Raw genomic sequence first — 17442 nt, forward strand, 5'->3', positions numbered from 1 at the left:
TTGCCCCAGAACCACAGGCCGATGTGGGTGGTCAGCGACGCCGCCCGCGAGGCGATCGACCTCATCGAGCGCGCGGTCGAGAAGCGCCAGGTGCTGACCATCGACTATTGCGACGAGGCCGGCCGCGGCACCGCGCGCGACATCAGGCCACTCGGCCTGTGGTTCTGGGGCAAGGTGTGGACGCTGGTCGCCTGGTGCGAGATGCGCGACGATTTCCGCGCCTTCCGCATCGACCGCATCGCCTCGGTGGTCATCGCCGGCCGTATCTTCAAGCCGGAGCGCGGCAAGCAGCTTGCCGACTTCTACCGCGCGGTGGAACGCAGCGAGGATTACGGCATGGCGCCGGACCGTGCGGCGCGAAGCTGAGAAAAGGATCCCAATAAAAAGCCGGCGCGAAGCGGGCTTTTTATTGATCTGTCGCAAACCCTATTCGTCGTCGGCGTCCTCGTTCTTGGACTTCAGCGCCGAGAGCTTGGCGAACACGGCATTGGCGTCAAGCTCGGCATCCTCGTCCTTCGGCTTTTCGGGAGCCGGCACCAGCCGCTCGGTCAGCGCCGCCGGCAGCAGCGTGTCGCCGACCGGCTGCGCCTGCTCGCGGCCGCGCGAGGCGCGGTTGACTTCCATGTCGAGGTCGATCTGCGAGGCGAGACCCAGCGTCACCGGGTCCATCGGTTGCAGATTGGCCGAATTCCAGTGCTTGCGCTCGCGGATCTGCTCGATCGTCGACTTGGTGGTGCCGACGAGGCGCGAAATCTGCGCGTCCTTGAGTTCGGGATGGTTGCGCACCAGCCAAAGGATGGCGTTCGGCCGGTCCTGACGCTTCGACAGCGGCGTGTAGCGCGGCCCCTTGCGCTTGGATTCGGGCACCCGCACCTTGGGGTCGGAAAGCTTCAGCCGGTGGTTAGGATCCTTCTCGGCGCGCGCGATCTCGTCGCGGGTCAGCTGCCCGGTCATGATCGGGTCCATGCCCTTGATGCCTTGCGCCGACTCACCGTCGGCGATCGCCTTGACCTCGAGCGGATGCAGCCCGCAGAACTGCGCGATCTGCTCGAACGAGAGCGCGGTGTTGTCGACCAGCCAGACGGCGGTCGCCTTGGGCATCAGCAGCGTATTGGCCATTTTAAAAAATCCTTCTCGTTCGCCCGCGTTCCCGCGCGGGCGGTGGTTTAGAGCCACCAAAATGGGAAATTCGCGGCCTGTATAACCGTTCCCTTGCTGTTTCGCAACGTTTTTGGATGCACCCGCCTGAAACCACAACCGAGCGGCTACCGGAATGGCGCCGTGCTCTCGAGAAGCGCGACAAGCTGGCTTTGCTGGCGCGTTCCGGTCTTTGGCGAATATCCGTTCGAGATAGGTTCGCCGGCCTTATGGTGATGTTGGCGCTTGCCGCGGCCTCCATAAGGGCTCGTCCCGCGAAAGAGCCGAAGCCAGGGCGCCTCGGCTGGCGCCAGGTCGAACAACCCGCCGAACGGCGCAGCGGCAGGTTATGAGGGATTAGGGTGGCGGCCTGTGAGCGGCAGCCGGAACGGAATGAACCGGACCGGGATTCGGGTGTTGCCGCGCATGGACAAAGGCCACTGAAACAGCCATTCGCAAAAAACAAACCCGCTGGACGATGTCCAGCGGGCTCGGAACCGGAGACGAGAAACGTCTGCTACAGCTCTACTTCCCGGCATGAGACCGGCCCTGCGGCCGGGTCACGCTTGAAATCAGATCGCCTGACGGGCGATCCTTTCGATGTCGGCGCGGTTGATGCCGAGATCGCTGAGCTGACGTGCGTTGAGACGGTTCAGTTCGCGCACGGTCTCGTTGTACATGCGCCAGTTACGGAAAGCGCGGATCGGGTTCATGATATTCCTCCAAATGGGGTGTTCGTTTTGATGCTGCTCAGATAGTCATCATCGATCGGGACTTGAACGGCCGATTTTGCATAGCAATGATGCAAATGCTGCATTGCACCATTAAGCTTCTGTTCACTTTGTGAGCGAGGACGTGACGCCGAGTACGCGTCGCGATTCAGGTCAGGCCGAGTCGAAAACGGCAGGCTCTGAGAACCGGAGCGGAGCGCACCAAAGTCCGTGAGCGCTGGAAGCACGGGAGACTGCCGTTTGCAGGCCTCGCCTGAATATCGATGCATCCTAGCCGACGTCGAGCACGATCTTGCCGATATGATCGCCCTCCTCCATCCGCTCATGCGCGCGCCAGGCATCGGTGAGAGGGAAAATCATGTCCATGACCGGAGCAACCTTGCGCGTACCGAGCAAAGGCCAGACCTGCGCCTCCAGCGCCGCTGCGATGGCCGCCTTGAATTCGACGGTGCGCGGCCTCAGCGTCGACCCCGTATGGGTCAGTCGCTTGACCATGATCTTGGAAAAGTCGGCGGTCGCCATTGCGCCGGCCTGAACGGCGATCTGGACGATACGGCCCTCGACGGCGGCGGCCTCGTAGTTTCGCTGGACATAGTCGCCGCCGACCATGTCGAGGATGACATTGGCGCCCTTGCCGCCCGTCGCGTCCTTCACCGCCGCGACGAAATCCTCCGCGCGGTAGTTGATCGCGCGGTCGGCGCCGAGCTTGAGGCAGGCGTCGCATTTCTCCTTGCTGCCGGCGGTGGTGATGACATAAGCGCCGAAGGCCGAGGCAAGCTGGATCGCCGTCGTGCCGATGCCCGATGAGCCGCCATGGACGAGCAGCGTCTCGCCTTTCTTCAGGCCGCCGCGTTCGAACACATTGTGCCAGACGGTAAAATAGTTTTCTGGCACGGCGGCCGCTTCCGTGTGGGTGAAGCCGGCCGGCAGCGGCAGCACGCTGCCAGCGTGAACCTTGGCATATTCGGCGTAGCCGCCACCGGGGGTGAGTGCGCAGACCCGGTCGCCGGTGCGCCAGCGCGATATCCCGTCGCCAAGGGCTGCCACTTCGCCCGATACTTCGAGGCCCGGCAAATCCGATGCTCCCGGCGGAGGCGGATACGCGCCCTTGCGCTGCTGCACGTCGGGCCGGTTGACGCCGGCGGCATGCACCTTGATCAGGATTTCACCGGGGCCGGGCTGTGGTACCTCGCGCGTTTCCGGTTTCAGCACCCGTGGGCCGCCCGGCTCCGAGATCGCGATCGCCGTCATTCTCGCCGGAATTTTCTGTCCGCTCGCCATGAAGTTTCCCGTATTTCCTCGCCGTACTCTTACCGGCTGTTTGCATCGACGCCCTTGCCCTATGTATGCTCATTGCCAAATCAGGCAAATGGCCAATCTGGTGTGGCGGAGGAGGAGCAACGATGGCGATCTTCGACGACGAACCCAAGAAGAAGGCGCGCCCGCACGAGATCGGGCAGGACCTGGCATTGCTCTCCGTCGGCGAACTGTCAGAGCGCATCGGCATCCTGCGTGACGAGATTGCCCGGCTGGAGGCCGAACTCAAGGCCAAGGACAGCACCAAATCGGCCGCCGAGGCGCTGTTCCGCCGCGGATAGGCTGCAGGTCGAAGGTCCGCCGCCGAAAAGCCCGAATGGGACTGTCTTCAGACCTGCCTCCCTCCCAGAGTCCAGCCGGATCAAAAAATGCTCGCAGCCTACCGACCGATCCTTTCCCTGCTTCGCGGCACCGCCTTCCTGCTGGCGGCATCCGGCCTGCACGGCCTGCTTTTGCCGCTGCGCGGCCAGGTGGAAGGGTTCTCGACCGCCTCGCTCGGCCTGATGGGCACGGCCTGGGCAGGCGGCTTCGTCACCGGCTGCTTCTTCGCCCCGCGTCTGGTGCGCCGTGCAGGCCATGTCAGGGCGTTTGGCGCCTTCGCCGCGGCGGGCGCGATCATTGCGCTACTGACTGGCCTCGTCATCAATGAATCTATCTGGATCCTGCTGCGCGCCTTCACCGGCTTCACCATGGCCGGCGCCTTCATGGTCATTGAAAGCTGGCTGAACGAGAAAGCCACCAACGAGAACCGCGGCACCGTCTTCGGCCTCTATATGATGGTCACCTACGCCTCGATCATGGGCGGGCAGATGATTGTCGCCGGCGGCGACGTGAAATCGGCTTCGCTGTTCATGATCACCGGCATCCTGTTCTGCCTGTCGCTGATCCCGACCGCAGTATCGACGGCATCGTCCCCCAAGCCGCTGCAGGACGTCAAGTTGGACGTCAAAAGCCTCTATGCGAATTCGCCGGTGTCGGCGATCGCCTGCCTGCTGATCGGCATCGCCAACGGCGCCTGGGGCACGCTTGGCGCGGTCTATGGCGCCCGCATCGGCATCTCCACCGCCGAGATCGCCTTGATGATGAGCCTGGTGGTGGTTGCCGGTGCCGCCATGCAGCTTCCGGCCGGGCGCCTGTCCGACAAGACCGACCGGCGTTTCGTGCTGGCTGGTGCCGCTTTCGGCGGTGCGCTGGTGGCGGTTCTCATCTTCCTGTTCGAGCCGCGCTCCGCCAGCTTCGTCATCGTGCTGACTGCCGCCTACGGCGCTTTCGCCTATACGCTCTATTCGATCGCCGTAGCGCATGCCAACGACCACGCCAGTGCCGAGGATTTCGTCAAGGTCTCGGGCGGCCTGCTGCTGCTCTATGGTTTCGGCACCATGATCGGCCCCTTGCTGGCGGCGGCGCTGATGGGTTGGATGCGGCCGGAGGGCCTGTTCCTGGCCACCGCCTTCGCGCATTTGTCTCTGGCCGGCTACACGCTGCTGCGCATCAGCCGCCGCGCTCCGGTGCCGATCGAGGATCGCGACGCCTTCAAGACGCAACCGGCAGACCGCTCCGTGACCCCGGAAGCATTGCGGCTCGATCCAAGAAGAAAAGCAGAAGCAAGCAGTTGAGATTTGAAAAACTTTGCCTCACAAATGAGGCATGATGTTTTCCGACGCCTTCATGGCGATCGCCGACCCCAATCGGCGCCATCTTCTGGAAGAACTTCGACGCGGTCCGAAGACCGTCAACGAATTGGCGGCCGGGCTACCAGTCTCGCGCCCGGCCGTATCACAGCATCTGAAAGTGTTGCTCGACGCCGGACTGGTCAACGCCAAGGCTGAAGGCACACGGCGTGTCTATACGGTAAGCAACGCTGGCTTCCTGAAGCTCAACATCTGGCTCGATCAGTTCTGGGAAGCCTGATCCACATCGCCTGATCAGCAAAGCCACCACGATGATCAGGCTTGCGCCAGGAAGGCACCGAGCGCGTCGAGCAATTCGCCCGTTCCATGCTCGCGCGGGGCTGACGTGTCGTGGCCGTCGAGGAAGGCGCCCTGCTCCGTCATCACAAGCCGCGTGCCCCGCTTTCCGCGACAAGCTCGATCGTCGCCAGCGACACCGAGACGCGGGTTTCGCCGAACAACAGCTCGTAGCTGTAGACGATGCGCCGGTCGGGTACGATGTCCTGATAGACCGCATTGAAGAAATGCATCTGCCCATCGCTCGGGCAGCCGGCATTGACCTCCTTGCCGCCGACGCGGAAGTCCATTTCGTGGCGGCTGGGCGTCGGGTCGTAGGGATCGACGAACCAGCGCCGCTTGACGTCCGGATCGCTGAACGCCGAAAAGACTTTCGCTGGCGCCACCGGGTAGCTCCGCTCGACGACAAAGGTGGAATGGACAACGGATCGTTCGGTCATGGAGCGGGTCCTCGTTGATCAACTCGACTGGTTCTGTGGAATGAAGACGCCGTCACGATAGGCAGCGCCGAAATAGACCTCCACGCTGCGCAGGCGGTCGCCGCGAAACGAGTGTCAGGCCAGCACCGGGCGAAATAGGTCTCGCGGTCGATGGCATCCTCATAGGGGCTGGTGAACGTGAAATCGTCCGCCAGCGCCGTCTCGGCGACATCACGCTCATTTGCCTGGCAGGCGGCAAAATAAAAGCGGATCAATTCCGCTCTGCTTTTGGCGGACATGGCCATTCCCCCTTCAGCTTTCGTCCTTGGTTTCCGCGAGGAAATCGCCGAGCCGATCCAACCGGCGCTCCCAGGAGAGGCGACGTTCATTGATCCAGTGCTCCGCCGCTCTCAGCGCCTTGGGCTCGATCTGGCAGGTGCGTACCCGTCCAACCTTCTGCGTGCGCACCAGGCCGCTCGCCTCCAGGAGGTTAAGGTGCTGGACGACCGCCGACAGCGACATCGCCAGCGGCTCGGCCAGTTGGCTGACCGATGCGGGGCCGCGCGACAGCCGGTCGACCATCTGCCGCCGCGCCGGATCGGCGAGCGCTTGGAACATCAGGTCGAGCTGGGCGGGATCGTGCAGCATCGCGGTCAGCCATTGTTGTAGGGAAAGAGCTTGAAGTAGGGCTGCGCCTCCTCGATCACCCTGCTGAAGGCGGGACGCTGCAGCAGGCGGTCATGGTAGCGCTTCACGGCCGGATATTTGTCGCCGAAAGGCTCCACCTTGTTGGCATAGAAAAGCGCGGGAGATGCCGCGCAATCGGCCATTGTGAAGGCGTCGCCCACCGCCCATTTCTTCGACTGCATCTCATCTTCGATAATGGCATAGGACGTGCGCAGTTGCCCTCGCGCTTGCTCGACGCCGAAGGGATCGCTCTTGTCCTGCGGCCGCAACCGGTCGCCGACGATCTTCTGCATCGGCTCCTGCACATAGAAATCGTAGAAGCGGTCGGCCTGGCGGACGGTCAGCGCCAGGTCGATGGCGGCCGGAACGAGCTCGACCGGCCCCGGATAGTGCGCGGCCAGATATTCGACGACAATGGTGGATTCCAGCACCGTGCGGTCGCGCGCATCGTCGCGCAGCGCCGGCATCTTGCCGGTCGGCGATATCTTCAGGAAGGCCCCGCGCGATTGCTCATCGCCGAGATCGACGATGACCGGAACGAAAGGCGTTGCGTTCTCATAGAGCGCGATCAGCGGCTTCCAGCAGAAAGAGGCCAAGGGATGGAAATGCAGCGTCAGGGACATTCTTTGCTCGTCTGTTTCTGGTTCATCGGGGGCCGGCCGGCATGTTCGCCGGATCAACACTGAAGCATTTACTTAACTATTGCGGCGAACTTCACTCGTCAAGACCTGCCGCCGCCTCGGTTGGCCCGGACGTGGGCGACGATTGCCGCCAATATCTTCGTCCAGTCGTCCGGATGCAGCTCATGGCCGCCGCCTTCGACACGAAGGAGTCTCGCACCGGCGACCGCCCCTGCCAGCGCCTCGCCATGCTCGATCGGAAAGATCGGATCCGCCGTGCCGTGGATGACAAGCAACGGCGCCCTCATCTCGTGCAGGCGGCCATTCCATTGGTCCGTGCCCTTGAGCAGGAAATGATTGGTTGCGCTCAGGAACCCGCCGGACCTGGTATAATCCTGTTCGATGAAAGCGCGCATCCGGGCCGCGTCGAAGGGATGCGCAACGCTGGCGATCGCCCTGGCATCCCTGACCATGAAGTCGATCACCTGGCGGCGGTCCGACCAATCGACATCGGCGCCCTCGGCCGAATGCTCGGTATAGGCATCGCTCGGCCGCGGCAGATGCGAGCTGTCCATCCCCATCGGCGAGCTGCTGATCGCGGTCAGCGACGCAACGCGGGAGGGATGCTTGAGCGCCACGAGCTGCGCGATCATGCCGCCCATCGACATGCCGGCGACATGGGCCTCGCCGATGCCGTGGCTGTCGAGCACACCAATCGCATCGCCCGCCATGTCGTCGAATGTGTAAGGCGGCGCGCCCGGCGGATATTTGGTCGAGCGGCCGGTATCGCGATTGTCATAGCGGATCACGTGGAGCCCGGCACCCGCCAACTTCCGGCAAAAGGCCTCCGGCCACCACAGCATCGAGGCCATTGCGCCCATGATCAGGAGCAGCGCGGGATTTTCACGCTCGCCGAAGGCTTCCGATACGATCTCGGGGCGATCGATCGCAGTCATTTAGATCCTCCCATACTGATTGCATTTTGAAATCAGTTGCACGATAATAAAACTGATACGATAATGCAACTGGTTTTGTGGGGAGAATCGAATGAGCCTCGATCGCCGGTCCGGCTGCCCGATCAACCTGTCGCTGGAAGTGTTCGGCGACCGCTGGAGCCTGATCATCCTTCGCGACATGATTTTCGGCGGCAGGCGCCATTTTCGCGAACTGCTCAACGGATCGATGGAAGGCATTGCCTCCAACATCCTCGCCGACCGGCTGAAGCGGCTGATGGAGCTTGGCATGCTGACCAAGGCCGACGACCCCAGTCACAAGCAGAAGGCGATCTACAGCCTGACCGAGATGGCCATCACGCTGGTGCCGATCCTGGCCCATCTCGGCGCCTGGGGCCGGGTCTGGCTGCCGACCAGCGATGAACTCTCGATCCGCGCCGAACTTCTGGAAAAGGGCGGACCGCCGATGTGGGAGAAATTCATGGGCGAACTGCGTCACGAGCATCTCGGCACGCCGCTCGACACACCGTCCGGCCCCTCTGTCCGCGCGACGCTGCGGGCCGCCTATGAAGCCGTGGTCGCCAGCAAGACTCTCAGCGCCGGCCCTACCACGTGACCAACTATTTTCCCCGCTGAGAGGCCGGCTCTGCTACAAGTGTGGAAAATCACACGTGACGGGATTGGATAAGGCTCTTGGTTGAGAACTCTAGGGATACTGCCCGCGCGCGCGCCGATCTGCGCTTCAAGAAGCAGGAAGAGGCGGCGACAGTCCGCCAGAAAGCGATGGCGGAATACGCCGCGGAGAGCGACGCGCGCAAGGCCAAGACCGACAAGCTGAGGGCGCTGCGGCTCGCCAAGGAAGCCGAGGATCTTGCCAACGCGCCGGCAGTGCCCGCCAAGAAGCCCGCACGCGCCAAGAAAAAGTAACACGCACCTCCCGGCTGCCTAGCCAATGGCCTTGAGCCAGTGGCCCTCGACTGCATTGAGATCACAGCATCGGCGCGATCCAGATAGGGCAGTCCTTCATCCCGCCTTCTCGCAAGAAGCATTTTCAACCCAAACCGGGATTGCTTCGTCCGGCTGGTCGCCGATGATTGTCCATTTCAAACAGGAGACTGCCATGACCGCGCTGCCGCTCGAAAAGGCCATCGAGATCATCGACGCCGCCTTCGCCAAGGGCGCCGACCTCAAGCTCAAACCGCTGGGCGTCTCCGTGCTCGATGCCGGAGGACATCTGGTCGCCTTCCAGCGCCAGGACGGCGCCTCGTTCCTGCGCCCGCAGATGTCGGCCGGCAAGGCCTATGGCGCGTTGGCCATCGGCATGGGGTCGCGCCGTGTCGAGGCTTTCGCCAAGGAGCGCCCGCATCTCATCGCTGGCATCTCCGACGTGTCGGGCGGACGCGTGCTGCCGGTGGTCGGCGGCGTCCTGATTCGCGACAAGGCCGGCGCCATCCTTGGCGCCGTCGGTATTTCCGGCGACACATCCGACAATGACGAGGCAGCGGCCGTCGCTGGCATCGAGGCCGCCGGCTTCACCGCCGATCCGGGCTGAGCTTCAATTCAAATTGATGTCCCGGCTGGCTGATCGCATCGAAACCGCGAATCCGGCCAGCACATCGAACAGCGCGATGATCATCAGCGTGAAGAAGATCGAGTGCGCGGCGCCCTTGACCAGCAGGAACTCGACCAGGAAGGCGACGAAGACCAGCGTCGAGAGAAGATGGTCCATGATCGAGGCGGTGGTCGTGCGCGTCGACTTCACCATTTCGAGGAACAGGAAGATCAGCCCGATCAGCACCATCAGGTCGCCGAGCGTCATCGAGAATACCCCGCCCGACATCATGCGGAATGAGAAGACATCGCTCGCCCACGGATCGTCACCGCCGCCGAATATCCCGAGCAGGCCGAGATTGTAGAGCACGAAAGGCACGATCAAAAGCGGGACGGCACCGAACATCTGGCGTCTCCATATGGGGGCACCTTCTGTAGAATGCGCCACAGGCACGCCGTCAAGATTTTTCGTGCGCGGCCGCAAACACGGTCGAAGACCGGATGCAACAACCATGTCAGCCGGTTGCCCGGCTGACATGGGAGCAGCCGACAGAGGCCTCAGCGCCTGAAGTAGCCGGCGCGCACGGCGGCACCGATGACATTGAGGATGACATGGCCCGCCGTCATCGAGGTGATCTCGTCGATATCGCGCGCCGGCGCGATCTCGACGATATCCATGCCAACCAGCCGCCCAACGCAAAAAGACCGGCCAGAGGCCGGTCTTTCGCAACTCAAACCTTAAAAAGCTGGTCTCAGCTTTCCTTGGGCGTCAGCACCTGGCGACCGCGATACATGCCGGTCTTCAGGTCGATGTGGTGCGGGCGGCGCATTTCGCCGGAATTCTTGTCCTCGACATAGGTCGGGGCCTTGAGGGCGTCGGCCGAGCGGCGCATGCCGCGCTTGGACGGAGAGGTTTTGCGTTTCGGAACGGCCATGGATATGCTCCACTACATGGTCAAAAGCCCCGCCCGCCCTCGTGAAAGGGCCATGTCGGGGCCTAAATCTGAGAAAGTCGGGTGCCTATACACGCCTGACATCGTTTTGGCCAGCACTGCGGCGAATTTTTTTGAGTCGGCTACTCGAGACAGCCGACATAGGCGCCGGAACGGCCGGCACGCCGCTCGATCAGATTGGCGAGTCTCCGAAGGCCCGGCCCCGGCTTTGCCGGATTGCGGGCGATCGGATTGGGCAAGGTGACGGCCAGCAGCGCCGCCTGCCGTCTGGACAACTGCTTTGCCGGAATGCCGAAATGATGCTGCGCCGCCGCCTCGATTCCATAGATGCCCGGCCCCCATTCGGCGATGTTGAGATAGATTTCCATGATGCGCCGTTTCGACATCACGGCGTCGAAATAGACGGCCAGCGGCAGTTCGACGACCTTGCGCACCGAGCCCAGCGGCCGCGACCACAGGAACAGGTTCTTCACCGTCTGCATGGTGATGGTCGAGGCGCCGCGCGTGGCCTCGCCTGCCAGCGCATCGTCCACGACCCCCTTGAGTTCGCCGAGATCGACGCCGCGGTGGAAGCAGAACTGCCCGTCCTCCGACATGATGACGGAATGGGCCAGCACCGGCGCCACATCATCGATCGACACCCAGCGCCTGTCATAGCCGGAGAACGTCGCCAAATCCTTCAGCATCAACGTCGAGACCGGGTGCACGAAGGACGGCAGATAGAGGAAGGTCAGCACCACCGGGATAAGCGCCAGCACCACGGCCACGACAATGCCTCGCCGGACCCAGCGCCTGAGACCGCGGCGGTTTATGCCGCGCGATCTCGTCGCCATGTCCAGCTTTTCGGTTTCATGATCGACGATCGGTTCCGCCAAGCCGCCCAACCCATGCTGTCGAGCGCGCTGCGAACTTGCTTCTGTCAGTCATGCGCGGCGTTTTCGAGAACCGGAGCGCACCGTACGGTCGCGTACGTTGCGCGGGAAACGCCGTCAGATGACCGCAGGATCGGAGTTTCCCAACGGGCTCTTACCGCTCCGGCATAATGGCGCTTGGCTTCTTGCGCAACGTCTGAGTGTCGGCTACCGCTCCGGGCCATGGCGAATGATGACGAAATGGCGTTTGAAATGGCGCTCATCAGGCGGGCAGCCGCCGTCGAGGTGCTGCTGCGGCGGTTGCTCGACGACCGACCGCTTTCGGGCGAGATCACGCGGCCCGATCGCCTGATGGCGGCGATGCGCCACGGCGTGCTGAACGGTGGCAAGCGCCTGCGCCCGTTTCTGGTCATGGAAAGCGCTGCCCTGTTTTCCGCCGATGGCGAAGCGGCGCTGCCCGTCGCGGCGGCCCTCGAATGCGTGCACTGCTACTCGCTGATCCATGACGACCTTCCGGCGATGGACGACGATGACCTGCGCCGCGGCCAGCCGACCGTGCACAAGGCGTTCGACGAAGCGACAGCCATCCTGGCCGGCGATGCCTTGCTGACACTGGCCTTCGACATCATCGCCGGCGAGGCGACCGTGCTGCCGGCCGAGCGGCGGGCCGCTTTGGTACTGGCGCTTGCCCGAGCCGCCGGCGCCGGCGGCATGGTCGGCGGCCAGATCCTTGACCTCGAAGCCGAGCGCATCCCGCCCGACGAAACCGGCATCATACGGCTGCAAGCGATGAAGACCGGGGCGCTGATCCGCTTCGCCTGCGAGGCGGGTGCCATCGTTGCCGGCGCTCCGGCGGAAGACCGTGAGCGGCTGGCCGAATTCGGCTCGGCCATCGGGCTCGCCTTCCAGCTTGCCGACGACCTGCTCGATCTGACCGCCGACGTCAAGCAGATGGGCAAAGCGACCGGCAAGGACGCCGCCGCCGGCAAGGGAACGCTGGTGGCCCTGCACGGCGCCAACTGGGCGCGCGGCCAGCTGCACGGCCTTGTCGGCCAGGCGCACGCACTGCTCGAACCCTATGGCGACAAGGGGGCCCTGCTGAAGGAAGCCGCGACCTTCGTGGCAACGCGCAACAGCTGACGGCGAGCCCTGTGCTCGTGGTACATGGCAAGAGGCAAAAGGGAGATCAGCTTCGATGTCATCCAGTCCGTTCGATCTCAGCGGACGCCGGGCGCTTGTCACCGGCTCCTCGCAGGGCATTGGGTTCGCCTTGGCCAAGGGCCTGGCGCAAGCCGGCGCCGGTCTGATCCTCAACGGTCGTGATGCTGAAAAGCTTGGCGCCGCGGCGTCACAGATTCCCGGCGCGGAAACGCTCGCCTTCGACGCGACCGATCATGAGGCGGTCCGCTCGGCGATCGACAATTTCGAGCTGTCCGGCGGTCCGATCGACATATTGGTCAACAATGCCGGCATGCAGTTCCGCACGCCGCTCGAGGACTTTCCCGCCGATGCGTTCGAGCGCCTGCTGCAGACCAATGTCGCCAGCGTCTTCCATGTCGGTCAGGCAGTCGCGCGCCATATGATCAGGCGGGGCCGCGGCAAGATCATCAACATCGCCTCCGTGCAGACCGCACTTGCCCGCCCCGGCATCGCACCCTACACGGCAACGAAGGGCGCGGTCGGCAACCTGACCAAGGGCATGGCGACCGACTGGGCCAGACACGGCCTGCAATGCAATGCCATTGCGCCCGGCTATTTCGATACGCCGCTCAACGCGGCCCTCGTCGCCGATCCAGCCTTCAGCGCCTGGCTCGAAAAGCGCACGCCGGCCGGCCGCTGGGGCAAGGTGGAGGAGTTGGTCGGGGCCTGCGTGTTCCTGGCCTCCGATGCCTCGTCCTTCGTCAACGGTCATATCCTTTATGTCGACGGCGGCATCACCGCATCGATCTGATCCGCGGCGCCGCCGCACGGGACGAGCAATCGCGCCGAGCGCGCCAACGAAATCTTAATGTAAATGAAGCGTAATCCCGATCATTAGAATAATGCGTATGTGTTGGGGTTGCGCATGCCGGAATATTCTTCCTTCATCCGGTTTGTCCGGATTCGTTATCTTTCAGGATTGCTGATTTTCGCGCTGGCTTCCACGGCCATCATGGTTGCGCTCGACCGTGTCAATTCCTTTCGTCATGACGTCGATGCGCTGAGCAGCAATCTCGTCGTCTTCACCCGCGACCTGCGCAACGCGACCAGCTTCGCCGAAACCACCGGCTCCGCCTGGCGCAACGAAACGCGCGATGCGCTGACTGCTTCGGCGCGCGCCCATTCCGAACGCCTGACCAGCGAGATCGGCACACTGACCGCCCAGCTCGCCGCGGTACATCAGCGCCTGTCGGCCAAGACCATCGACGAACTCGAAGCCTCCTCGGTCAACGGCGACCTGTTCTGGTCGCCGCGCGACATGGTGCGCAACCTCAACCTGATGTCGGTGGCGCAGAAGGCGGATGAATGGAGCTACCGGGAAATCCGCAACCAGAACGACCTGTTTGTCCAGCCGATGCTGGTGCGGGTCCGCACCGCATTGGATGAGGAGCGTCATTTGGCCGATGCCTCCAGCGACCGGCTGCTTTTATGGGCGAGCGGGCTGTTGTTCGGCGTCCTGGCCATCGTCGCCTTCTGGATATTCCGGCCGATGGAACAGGCGATCCGCCGCGCCTTTGCCCAGTCCGCCGAATCGCTGTTCAAGGCCGAGGCCGCCGATCGCGCCAAATCCGAATTCCTGGCCAATATGAGCCATGAGATCCGCACGCCGATGAACGGTGTGCTCGGCATGGCCGAATTGCTGGCCAAGACCGACCTGACCCCGCGCCAGAAAACCTTTACCGACGTCATCGTGAAATCGGGCAACGCGCTGCTCACCATCATCAACGACATCCTCGATTTCTCCAAGATCAATGCCGGACAGCTGACGCTTGATCCCATCCCCTTCCGTCTCTCCGAAGCAGTCGAGGATGTCGCGACACTGGTCTCGGCGCGCGTCGCCGAGAAGAACATCGAGCTGATCGTGCGCGTCGACCCGCGCCTGCCGGCCTATGTCGTCGGCGACGCCGGCCGCTTCCGCCAGATCGTCACCAATCTGGTCGGCAATGCGGTGAAGTTCACCGAAAAGGGCCATGTACTGATCGATGTCGGCGGCGAAACCGTCAACGATGTCGTCCAGCTCAAGCTGCGCGTGGAGGACACCGGCATCGGCATCCCGGCCGAGAAACTGCAGAATGTGTTCGAGAAATTCGCCCAGGTCGATGGCTCCTCGACCCGCCGTCACGAAGGCACCGGCCTTGGGCTTGCCATCGCCGCCCGCCTCGTCGACCTGATGGCCGGCAAGATCGGCGTCGAGAGCGAGATCGGGCGCGGCTCCGTCTTCTGGTTCGCGGTGCCGCTGCCCGTGCACCATGCCGAGGCGCGCGACGCGATCGTGCCGGTCGATGTCACCGGCGCGCGTGTGCTGGTCATCGACGACAATCCGGTCAACCGCGAGATCCTGCTCGAGCAGCTCAGAAGCTGGAGCTTTGACTGCGCCGCCGCTGAAAGCGGCGCCGTGGGGCTGGCCTTCCTCGATCGCGCCTGCCAGTTGGGCGCCAGCGTCGACTGCATCATCCTCGACTACCAGATGCCCGGCATGAACGGCGCCGATGTCGCCCGGGCCATCGCCGCCGACAGCCGGCTGTCGGCCATCCCGATCGTCATCCTGACCTCGGTCGACCAAGTCGATTTCGGCAAGATGATCATCGACTTCGGCATTGCCGCGCACCTGACCAAGCCGGCGCGCTCGGCAGTGCTGCTCGGCACGGTCATTTCGGTCATCCAGAAGGCCCGCTCGCAGGTCGGCAAGGCGCAGTTCGTTCGCGAGCCGATCCAGCCACCGCCGGCGGCCCCGCCTGCCTTCACGGTCATCCGGGGGCCAGCCGTGCCGGTCGTGACAGCGCCGGAATCGACCGTCACGCCGAACGGCCCGATAGACATCCTCATTGCCGAGGACAATGACGTGAACCAGCTGGTGTTCGGCCAGATCCTCAACGGGCTGGGCCTGAGCTACCGCATCGCCGGCAACGGCCGCACGGCGGTCGAGATGTACCGGTCGCTGCACCCGAAGCTGATTCTGATGGATGTCTCGATGCCCGAGATGAACGGTTACGAGGCGACCCGCGCCATCCGCGCGATCGAGGCTTCGTCGGGCGGCCGCATCCCGATCATCGGTGTCACCGCGCATGCGCTGAAAGGCGATCGCGACAAGTGCATCGAGGCCGGCATGGATGACTATTTGCCCAAGCCGGTCTCGCCCGATCGCCTCGGCGCCAAGATCGGCACATGGCTCAGTGAAACAGTGGTGGCCAAGAGGGCCTGATCCGCATCATTGCGTGATGCCAGATGCGTCCGAATGGAAGCGGCGCATCCAGTCCAGGCTTGTCTCGTCGGCGAGCTTTGCGACACCGGGCCGGATATCTTCGCCGTCACGCGGTTGAACTCCAAGGGCTCCGCAGATACCGAGCACTGTGGCGGCCGGATCGGCGGAAAGGCTCTCATAGCCAACCCGTAGCGGGATGACACCTTGCGCCGCGAACCACGTGCTCCAGGCCGCGTCATACGCCTCCAACTCGGTGAGCTCAGCCTTGATGCGCTGAAAGTCATACTGCGGTTGCCCCGGAGGCCCGCCCCTCTCGATCTCGGTCCCATCGGGAGCGACATGCCAAAGCCCGGTTTGCCGTGCCTTCACCAGGGAGACAGCCTGCGCGAGCTTGTCCTCGCGCGACAAATGTATGTAGAGAATACGGCCAAAGGCCATTTCGAAACGCGCTTTGTCCGATGCATGCCCGGGGAAAATCTGGTCGAGTATGGCTGAAAGCTCGTCCAGGTTTTCGCGCATCAGGCGCAGGCCGAAGACATCCGTCCCGTCCTTGCCGGCCCCGCCCTTGCCGGCAATGATCGCCGCATTGAGATAGGCAACGTTGAATTCGATCTCGCCGATCGTGTCGCGGCCGGGCAGTTTCCAATCCTCGGCCCACTCCGACACGTCCTGCCGCCGGTAGAAGGAGTGAGGATCGCCGGCTGTCCCTATGGATGCCAGGAGCTTGCACAGCAACGTGCTGCCGGTTCTCGGCGTTCCGCAGATAATGTATGCGTCGAACATCCCGCTGCCCTTGTCGTTCCTCGCAGGCAGGGCAAACCCGGCCAGCCCATCGCCGCCTATAGTCGAAATTGTTGCGGGATGCGACGGGCGCATTCCAGCAGGATGAGTCTGCTGGTCTCGATTTCGAGAGTATGTTCAAGAGTTCGGCCGTCTGTTGGCCAAATCAATTTTGGACCGGTCGTCACAATTTCACTACCGGTTGCGCACCACCACGCAGGCGCCGCCGACACTCTGCAGTTTCTGGCAGATGACATTGGCGGCGGCGCGGTCGTCCACCCCGATCCTGACGGCGTAGATGCCGCGCCGCCCCATCGGCGTGCGCACCCGGCTGACCACCGGATCATGGCTGGCGAGCAGGGCCGGAAACCGGCTTCTCACGCGCAGCCATTGGTTGATCGCCGCGCCGCGGCGAAAATTGCCGGCCACCTGGATGCCCCATGGTTTGACGTTGATCGAGGCCATCGCCACGGTCTGCGACATGATCACCGGCAGCTTGCGGCAGGCGACGGCAAAATCCGTCTTGGCGTCGAGCGGTTCGACCTTTCCGGCATAGGCACGGTCGGAGAACTTGTCGACCGGTTCGCCCATGATGTCGAAGACATAGCCCTCGGTCTCCATCGGCAGGAAGCCGCCCGAAGCCAACCAGCGCGACACCCGGTTTTCGCCGGCATTGTAAGCGGCGGCGGCGAGGCCAAGATTGCCATAGCTGGTTTTCATTTCAGCGAGGTACTTCGCCGACGCCGGGATCGCCTGGTTGATGTCGAAGGAATTTTCGAGCCCCCGCATCTTGGCCGTGCCCGGCATGAACTGGGCAATGCCCTCGGCGCCGACCGGGCTGACGGCGTTGGGGTCGAAACGGCTTTCCTTCCAGATCAGCCGGGCGAAGAAATCCCTGGGCAAGCCGTTCTGGTCAGCATAGGCCTGGATCAGATTGCAGACCTTGTCGATCAGCCTCTGCTTGGCCGATTGCGGCGGATCGGCCTGAACGAGTGCCGGCCAGCCCAGCGCGCACAACAGGATCAGCGTCGCCCAGGGGAAACGCCGCCGCAT

23 protein-coding genes and 1 pseudogene are annotated in these 17442 nt (G+C 63.4%); 10 read left to right on the top strand and 14 right to left on the bottom strand.

Features of this window, described 5'->3' with window-relative positions:
* Positions 1 to 366, top strand: a 366-nt coding sequence (locus tag FJ958_RS28285; protein WP_140748469.1) for a WYL domain-containing protein, incomplete at its 5' end; no start/stop codon positions are given.
* A 60-nt stretch (positions 367 to 426) separates the two neighbouring features.
* Here the strand turns inward: FJ958_RS28285 and FJ958_RS28290 are convergent.
* The 3 genes from FJ958_RS28290 to FJ958_RS28300 form a co-directional block, all read right to left on the bottom strand.
* Entirely contained in the window at positions 427 to 1119 is a 693-nt protein-coding gene (locus FJ958_RS28290) for a DUF1013 domain-containing protein (protein WP_140748472.1), read from the bottom strand.
* 590 nt (positions 1120 to 1709) lie between these two features.
* On the bottom strand, positions 1710 to 1850 hold the full coding sequence (locus FJ958_RS28295) for a DUF1127 domain-containing protein (protein ID WP_064987068.1): 141 nt from the start codon (positions 1848 to 1850) through the stop codon (positions 1710 to 1712).
* A 288-nt stretch (positions 1851 to 2138) separates the two neighbouring features.
* Positions 2139 to 3149: an NAD(P)H-quinone oxidoreductase gene (locus FJ958_RS28300; RefSeq protein ID WP_140748475.1), complete on the bottom strand. Its 1011-nt coding sequence runs from the start codon at positions 3147 to 3149 to the stop codon at positions 2139 to 2141.
* 122 nt (positions 3150 to 3271) lie between these two features.
* On the opposite strand from FJ958_RS28300, the gene FJ958_RS28305 reads away from it, so the two are divergent.
* From FJ958_RS28305 to FJ958_RS28315, 3 genes are all read left to right on the top strand, one after another.
* A complete protein-coding gene (locus FJ958_RS28305) occupies positions 3272 to 3466 on the top strand; it encodes a DUF1192 domain-containing protein (RefSeq protein ID WP_140748478.1) in 195 nt (64 codons plus the stop codon).
* An 87-nt stretch (positions 3467 to 3553) separates the two neighbouring features.
* On the top strand, positions 3554 to 4801 hold the full coding sequence (locus FJ958_RS28310; protein WP_140748481.1) for an MFS transporter: 1248 nt from the start codon (positions 3554 to 3556) through the stop codon (positions 4799 to 4801).
* A 31-nt stretch (positions 4802 to 4832) separates the two neighbouring features.
* Complete coding sequence (locus FJ958_RS28315) at positions 4833 to 5096, top strand: metalloregulator ArsR/SmtB family transcription factor (RefSeq protein ID WP_027031521.1); 264 nt, start codon at positions 4833 to 4835, stop codon at positions 5094 to 5096.
* 142 nt (positions 5097 to 5238) lie between these two features.
* Here the strand turns inward: FJ958_RS28315 and FJ958_RS28320 are convergent, their stop codons facing one another.
* The 5 genes from FJ958_RS28320 to FJ958_RS28340 form a co-directional block, all read right to left on the bottom strand.
* Positions 5239 to 5592: an SRPBCC domain-containing protein gene (locus FJ958_RS28320; protein ID WP_246679808.1), complete on the bottom strand. Its 354-nt coding sequence runs from the start codon at positions 5590 to 5592 to the stop codon at positions 5239 to 5241.
* Complete coding sequence (locus tag FJ958_RS28325; protein ID WP_348642232.1) at positions 5589 to 5870, bottom strand: hypothetical protein; 282 nt, start codon at positions 5868 to 5870, stop codon at positions 5589 to 5591. Before FJ958_RS28325 ends, FJ958_RS28320 begins: the two co-directional genes overlap by 4 nt.
* 13 nt (positions 5871 to 5883) lie before the next feature.
* Positions 5884 to 6219 carry a metalloregulator ArsR/SmtB family transcription factor gene (locus FJ958_RS28330; RefSeq protein WP_140748484.1) on the bottom strand — a complete coding sequence of 112 codons (336 nt, stop codon included), beginning with the start codon at positions 6217 to 6219 and terminating at the stop codon, positions 5884 to 5886.
* 5 nt (positions 6220 to 6224) lie between these two features.
* Positions 6225 to 6881 carry a glutathione S-transferase family protein gene (locus FJ958_RS28335; RefSeq protein WP_140748487.1) on the bottom strand — a complete coding sequence of 219 codons (657 nt, stop codon included), beginning with the start codon at positions 6879 to 6881 and terminating at the stop codon, positions 6225 to 6227.
* A 98-nt stretch (positions 6882 to 6979) separates the two neighbouring features.
* Positions 6980 to 7834 carry an alpha/beta hydrolase gene (locus tag FJ958_RS28340; RefSeq protein WP_140748490.1) on the bottom strand — a complete coding sequence of 285 codons (855 nt, stop codon included), beginning with the start codon at positions 7832 to 7834 and terminating at the stop codon, positions 6980 to 6982.
* A gap of 91 nt (positions 7835 to 7925) precedes the next feature.
* Between FJ958_RS28340 and FJ958_RS28345 the strand changes: the two genes are divergently transcribed.
* From FJ958_RS28345 to FJ958_RS28355, 3 genes are all read left to right on the top strand, one after another.
* Positions 7926 to 8447 (top strand): helix-turn-helix domain-containing protein, encoded by a 522-nt coding sequence (locus tag FJ958_RS28345; RefSeq protein ID WP_140748493.1) that lies wholly within the window; start codon positions 7926 to 7928, stop codon positions 8445 to 8447.
* A gap of 77 nt (positions 8448 to 8524) precedes the next feature.
* Positions 8525 to 8758 carry a hypothetical protein gene (locus tag FJ958_RS28350; protein WP_140748496.1) on the top strand — a complete coding sequence of 78 codons (234 nt, stop codon included), beginning with the start codon at positions 8525 to 8527 and terminating at the stop codon, positions 8756 to 8758.
* Between the two features lie 193 nt (positions 8759 to 8951).
* Complete coding sequence (locus FJ958_RS28355; RefSeq protein ID WP_140748500.1) at positions 8952 to 9383, top strand: heme-binding protein; 432 nt, start codon at positions 8952 to 8954, stop codon at positions 9381 to 9383.
* A gap of 3 nt (positions 9384 to 9386) precedes the next feature.
* Here the strand turns inward: FJ958_RS28355 and FJ958_RS28360 are convergent, their stop codons facing one another.
* The 4 genes and pseudogenes from FJ958_RS28360 to FJ958_RS28375 all read right to left on the bottom strand — a co-directional run bounded on the left by FJ958_RS28360 (position 9387) and on the right by FJ958_RS28375 (position 11219).
* Positions 9387 to 9788, bottom strand: a complete 402-nt coding sequence (locus FJ958_RS28360) for a hypothetical protein (protein WP_140748503.1) — start codon at positions 9786 to 9788, stop codon at positions 9387 to 9389.
* A gap of 152 nt (positions 9789 to 9940) precedes the next feature.
* Positions 9941 to 10075: pseudogene (locus FJ958_RS28365) on the bottom strand (arginase family protein); the annotation flags it as partial.
* Positions 10076 to 10134: 59 nt separating this feature from the next.
* Complete coding sequence (rpmF, locus tag FJ958_RS28370; RefSeq protein WP_008834724.1) at positions 10135 to 10317, bottom strand: 50S ribosomal protein L32; 183 nt, start codon at positions 10315 to 10317, stop codon at positions 10135 to 10137.
* 140 nt (positions 10318 to 10457) lie between these two features.
* The gene (locus FJ958_RS28375; RefSeq protein ID WP_140748506.1) at positions 10458 to 11219 is read right to left on the bottom strand and encodes a transglycosylase domain-containing protein; all 762 of its coding nucleotides are present in this window, start codon (positions 11217 to 11219) and stop codon (positions 10458 to 10460) included.
* Positions 11220 to 11429: 210 nt separating this feature from the next.
* On the opposite strand from FJ958_RS28375, the gene FJ958_RS28380 reads away from it, so the two are divergent.
* From FJ958_RS28380 to FJ958_RS28390, 3 genes are all read left to right on the top strand, one after another.
* Positions 11430 to 12347 (top strand): polyprenyl synthetase family protein, encoded by a 918-nt coding sequence (locus FJ958_RS28380; RefSeq protein WP_140748509.1) that lies wholly within the window; start codon positions 11430 to 11432, stop codon positions 12345 to 12347.
* Positions 12348 to 12402: 55 nt separating this feature from the next.
* Complete coding sequence (locus FJ958_RS28385) at positions 12403 to 13158, top strand: SDR family oxidoreductase (protein WP_140748512.1); 756 nt, start codon at positions 12403 to 12405, stop codon at positions 13156 to 13158.
* A gap of 114 nt (positions 13159 to 13272) precedes the next feature.
* On the top strand, positions 13273 to 15609 hold the full coding sequence (locus tag FJ958_RS28390) for a response regulator (protein ID WP_140748515.1): 2337 nt from the start codon (positions 13273 to 13275) through the stop codon (positions 15607 to 15609).
* A 6-nt stretch (positions 15610 to 15615) separates the two neighbouring features.
* On the opposite strand, the gene FJ958_RS28395 is transcribed toward FJ958_RS28390, so the two are convergent.
* Both FJ958_RS28395 and FJ958_RS28400 read right to left on the bottom strand, forming a co-directional pair.
* Positions 15616 to 16392, bottom strand: a complete 777-nt coding sequence (locus tag FJ958_RS28395) for a Stf0 family sulfotransferase (RefSeq protein ID WP_140748518.1) — start codon at positions 16390 to 16392, stop codon at positions 15616 to 15618.
* Between the two features lie 192 nt (positions 16393 to 16584).
* On the bottom strand, positions 16585 to 17442 hold the full coding sequence (locus FJ958_RS28400; RefSeq protein ID WP_140748521.1) for a lytic transglycosylase domain-containing protein: 858 nt from the start codon (positions 17440 to 17442) through the stop codon (positions 16585 to 16587).

Source organism: Mesorhizobium sp. B2-3-5 (assembly GCF_006442395.1).
Classification (GTDB): domain Bacteria; phylum Pseudomonadota; class Alphaproteobacteria; order Rhizobiales; family Rhizobiaceae; genus Mesorhizobium.

What these genes read in the sequence shown, in the direction of transcription:
- FJ958_RS28290 (WP_140748472.1), bottom strand. Translation starts at nt 1,119, where the DNA reads ATGGCCAATACGCTGCTGATGCCCAAGGCGACCGCCGTCTGGCTGGTC.
- FJ958_RS28295 (WP_064987068.1), bottom strand. Translation starts at nt 1,850, where the DNA reads ATGAACCCGATCCGCGCTTTCCGTAACTGGCGCATGTACAACGAGACC.
- FJ958_RS28300 (WP_140748475.1), bottom strand. Translation starts at nt 3,149, where the DNA reads ATGGCGAGCGGACAGAAAATTCCGGCGAGAATGACGGCGATCGCGATC.
- FJ958_RS28305 (WP_140748478.1), top strand. Translation starts at nt 3,272, where the DNA reads ATGGCGATCTTCGACGACGAACCCAAGAAGAAGGCGCGCCCGCACGAG.
- FJ958_RS28310 (WP_140748481.1), top strand. Translation starts at nt 3,554, where the DNA reads ATGCTCGCAGCCTACCGACCGATCCTTTCCCTGCTTCGCGGCACCGCC.
- FJ958_RS28315 (WP_027031521.1), top strand. Translation starts at nt 4,833, where the DNA reads ATGATGTTTTCCGACGCCTTCATGGCGATCGCCGACCCCAATCGGCGC.
- FJ958_RS28320 (WP_246679808.1), bottom strand. Translation starts at nt 5,592, where the DNA reads ATGACCGAACGATCCGTTGTCCATTCCACCTTTGTCGTCGAGCGGAGC.
- FJ958_RS28325 (WP_348642232.1), bottom strand. Translation starts at nt 5,870, where the DNA reads ATGTCCGCCAAAAGCAGAGCGGAATTGATCCGCTTTTATTTTGCCGCC.
- FJ958_RS28330 (WP_140748484.1), bottom strand. Translation starts at nt 6,219, where the DNA reads ATGCTGCACGATCCCGCCCAGCTCGACCTGATGTTCCAAGCGCTCGCC.
- FJ958_RS28335 (WP_140748487.1), bottom strand. Translation starts at nt 6,881, where the DNA reads ATGTCCCTGACGCTGCATTTCCATCCCTTGGCCTCTTTCTGCTGGAAG.
- FJ958_RS28340 (WP_140748490.1), bottom strand. Translation starts at nt 7,834, where the DNA reads ATGACTGCGATCGATCGCCCCGAGATCGTATCGGAAGCCTTCGGCGAG.
- FJ958_RS28345 (WP_140748493.1), top strand. Translation starts at nt 7,926, where the DNA reads ATGAGCCTCGATCGCCGGTCCGGCTGCCCGATCAACCTGTCGCTGGAA.
- FJ958_RS28355 (WP_140748500.1), top strand. Translation starts at nt 8,952, where the DNA reads ATGACCGCGCTGCCGCTCGAAAAGGCCATCGAGATCATCGACGCCGCC.
- FJ958_RS28360 (WP_140748503.1), bottom strand. Translation starts at nt 9,788, where the DNA reads ATGTTCGGTGCCGTCCCGCTTTTGATCGTGCCTTTCGTGCTCTACAAT.
- rpmF (WP_008834724.1), bottom strand. Translation starts at nt 10,317, where the DNA reads ATGGCCGTTCCGAAACGCAAAACCTCTCCGTCCAAGCGCGGCATGCGC.
- FJ958_RS28380 (WP_140748509.1), top strand. Translation starts at nt 11,430, where the DNA reads ATGGCGAATGATGACGAAATGGCGTTTGAAATGGCGCTCATCAGGCGG.
- FJ958_RS28385 (WP_140748512.1), top strand. Translation starts at nt 12,403, where the DNA reads ATGTCATCCAGTCCGTTCGATCTCAGCGGACGCCGGGCGCTTGTCACC.
- FJ958_RS28390 (WP_140748515.1), top strand. Translation starts at nt 13,273, where the DNA reads ATGCCGGAATATTCTTCCTTCATCCGGTTTGTCCGGATTCGTTATCTT.
- FJ958_RS28395 (WP_140748518.1), bottom strand. Translation starts at nt 16,392, where the DNA reads ATGTTCGACGCATACATTATCTGCGGAACGCCGAGAACCGGCAGCACG.
- FJ958_RS28400 (WP_140748521.1), bottom strand. Translation starts at nt 17,442, where the DNA reads ATGCGGCGGCGTTTCCCCTGGGCGACGCTGATCCTGTTGTGCGCGCTG.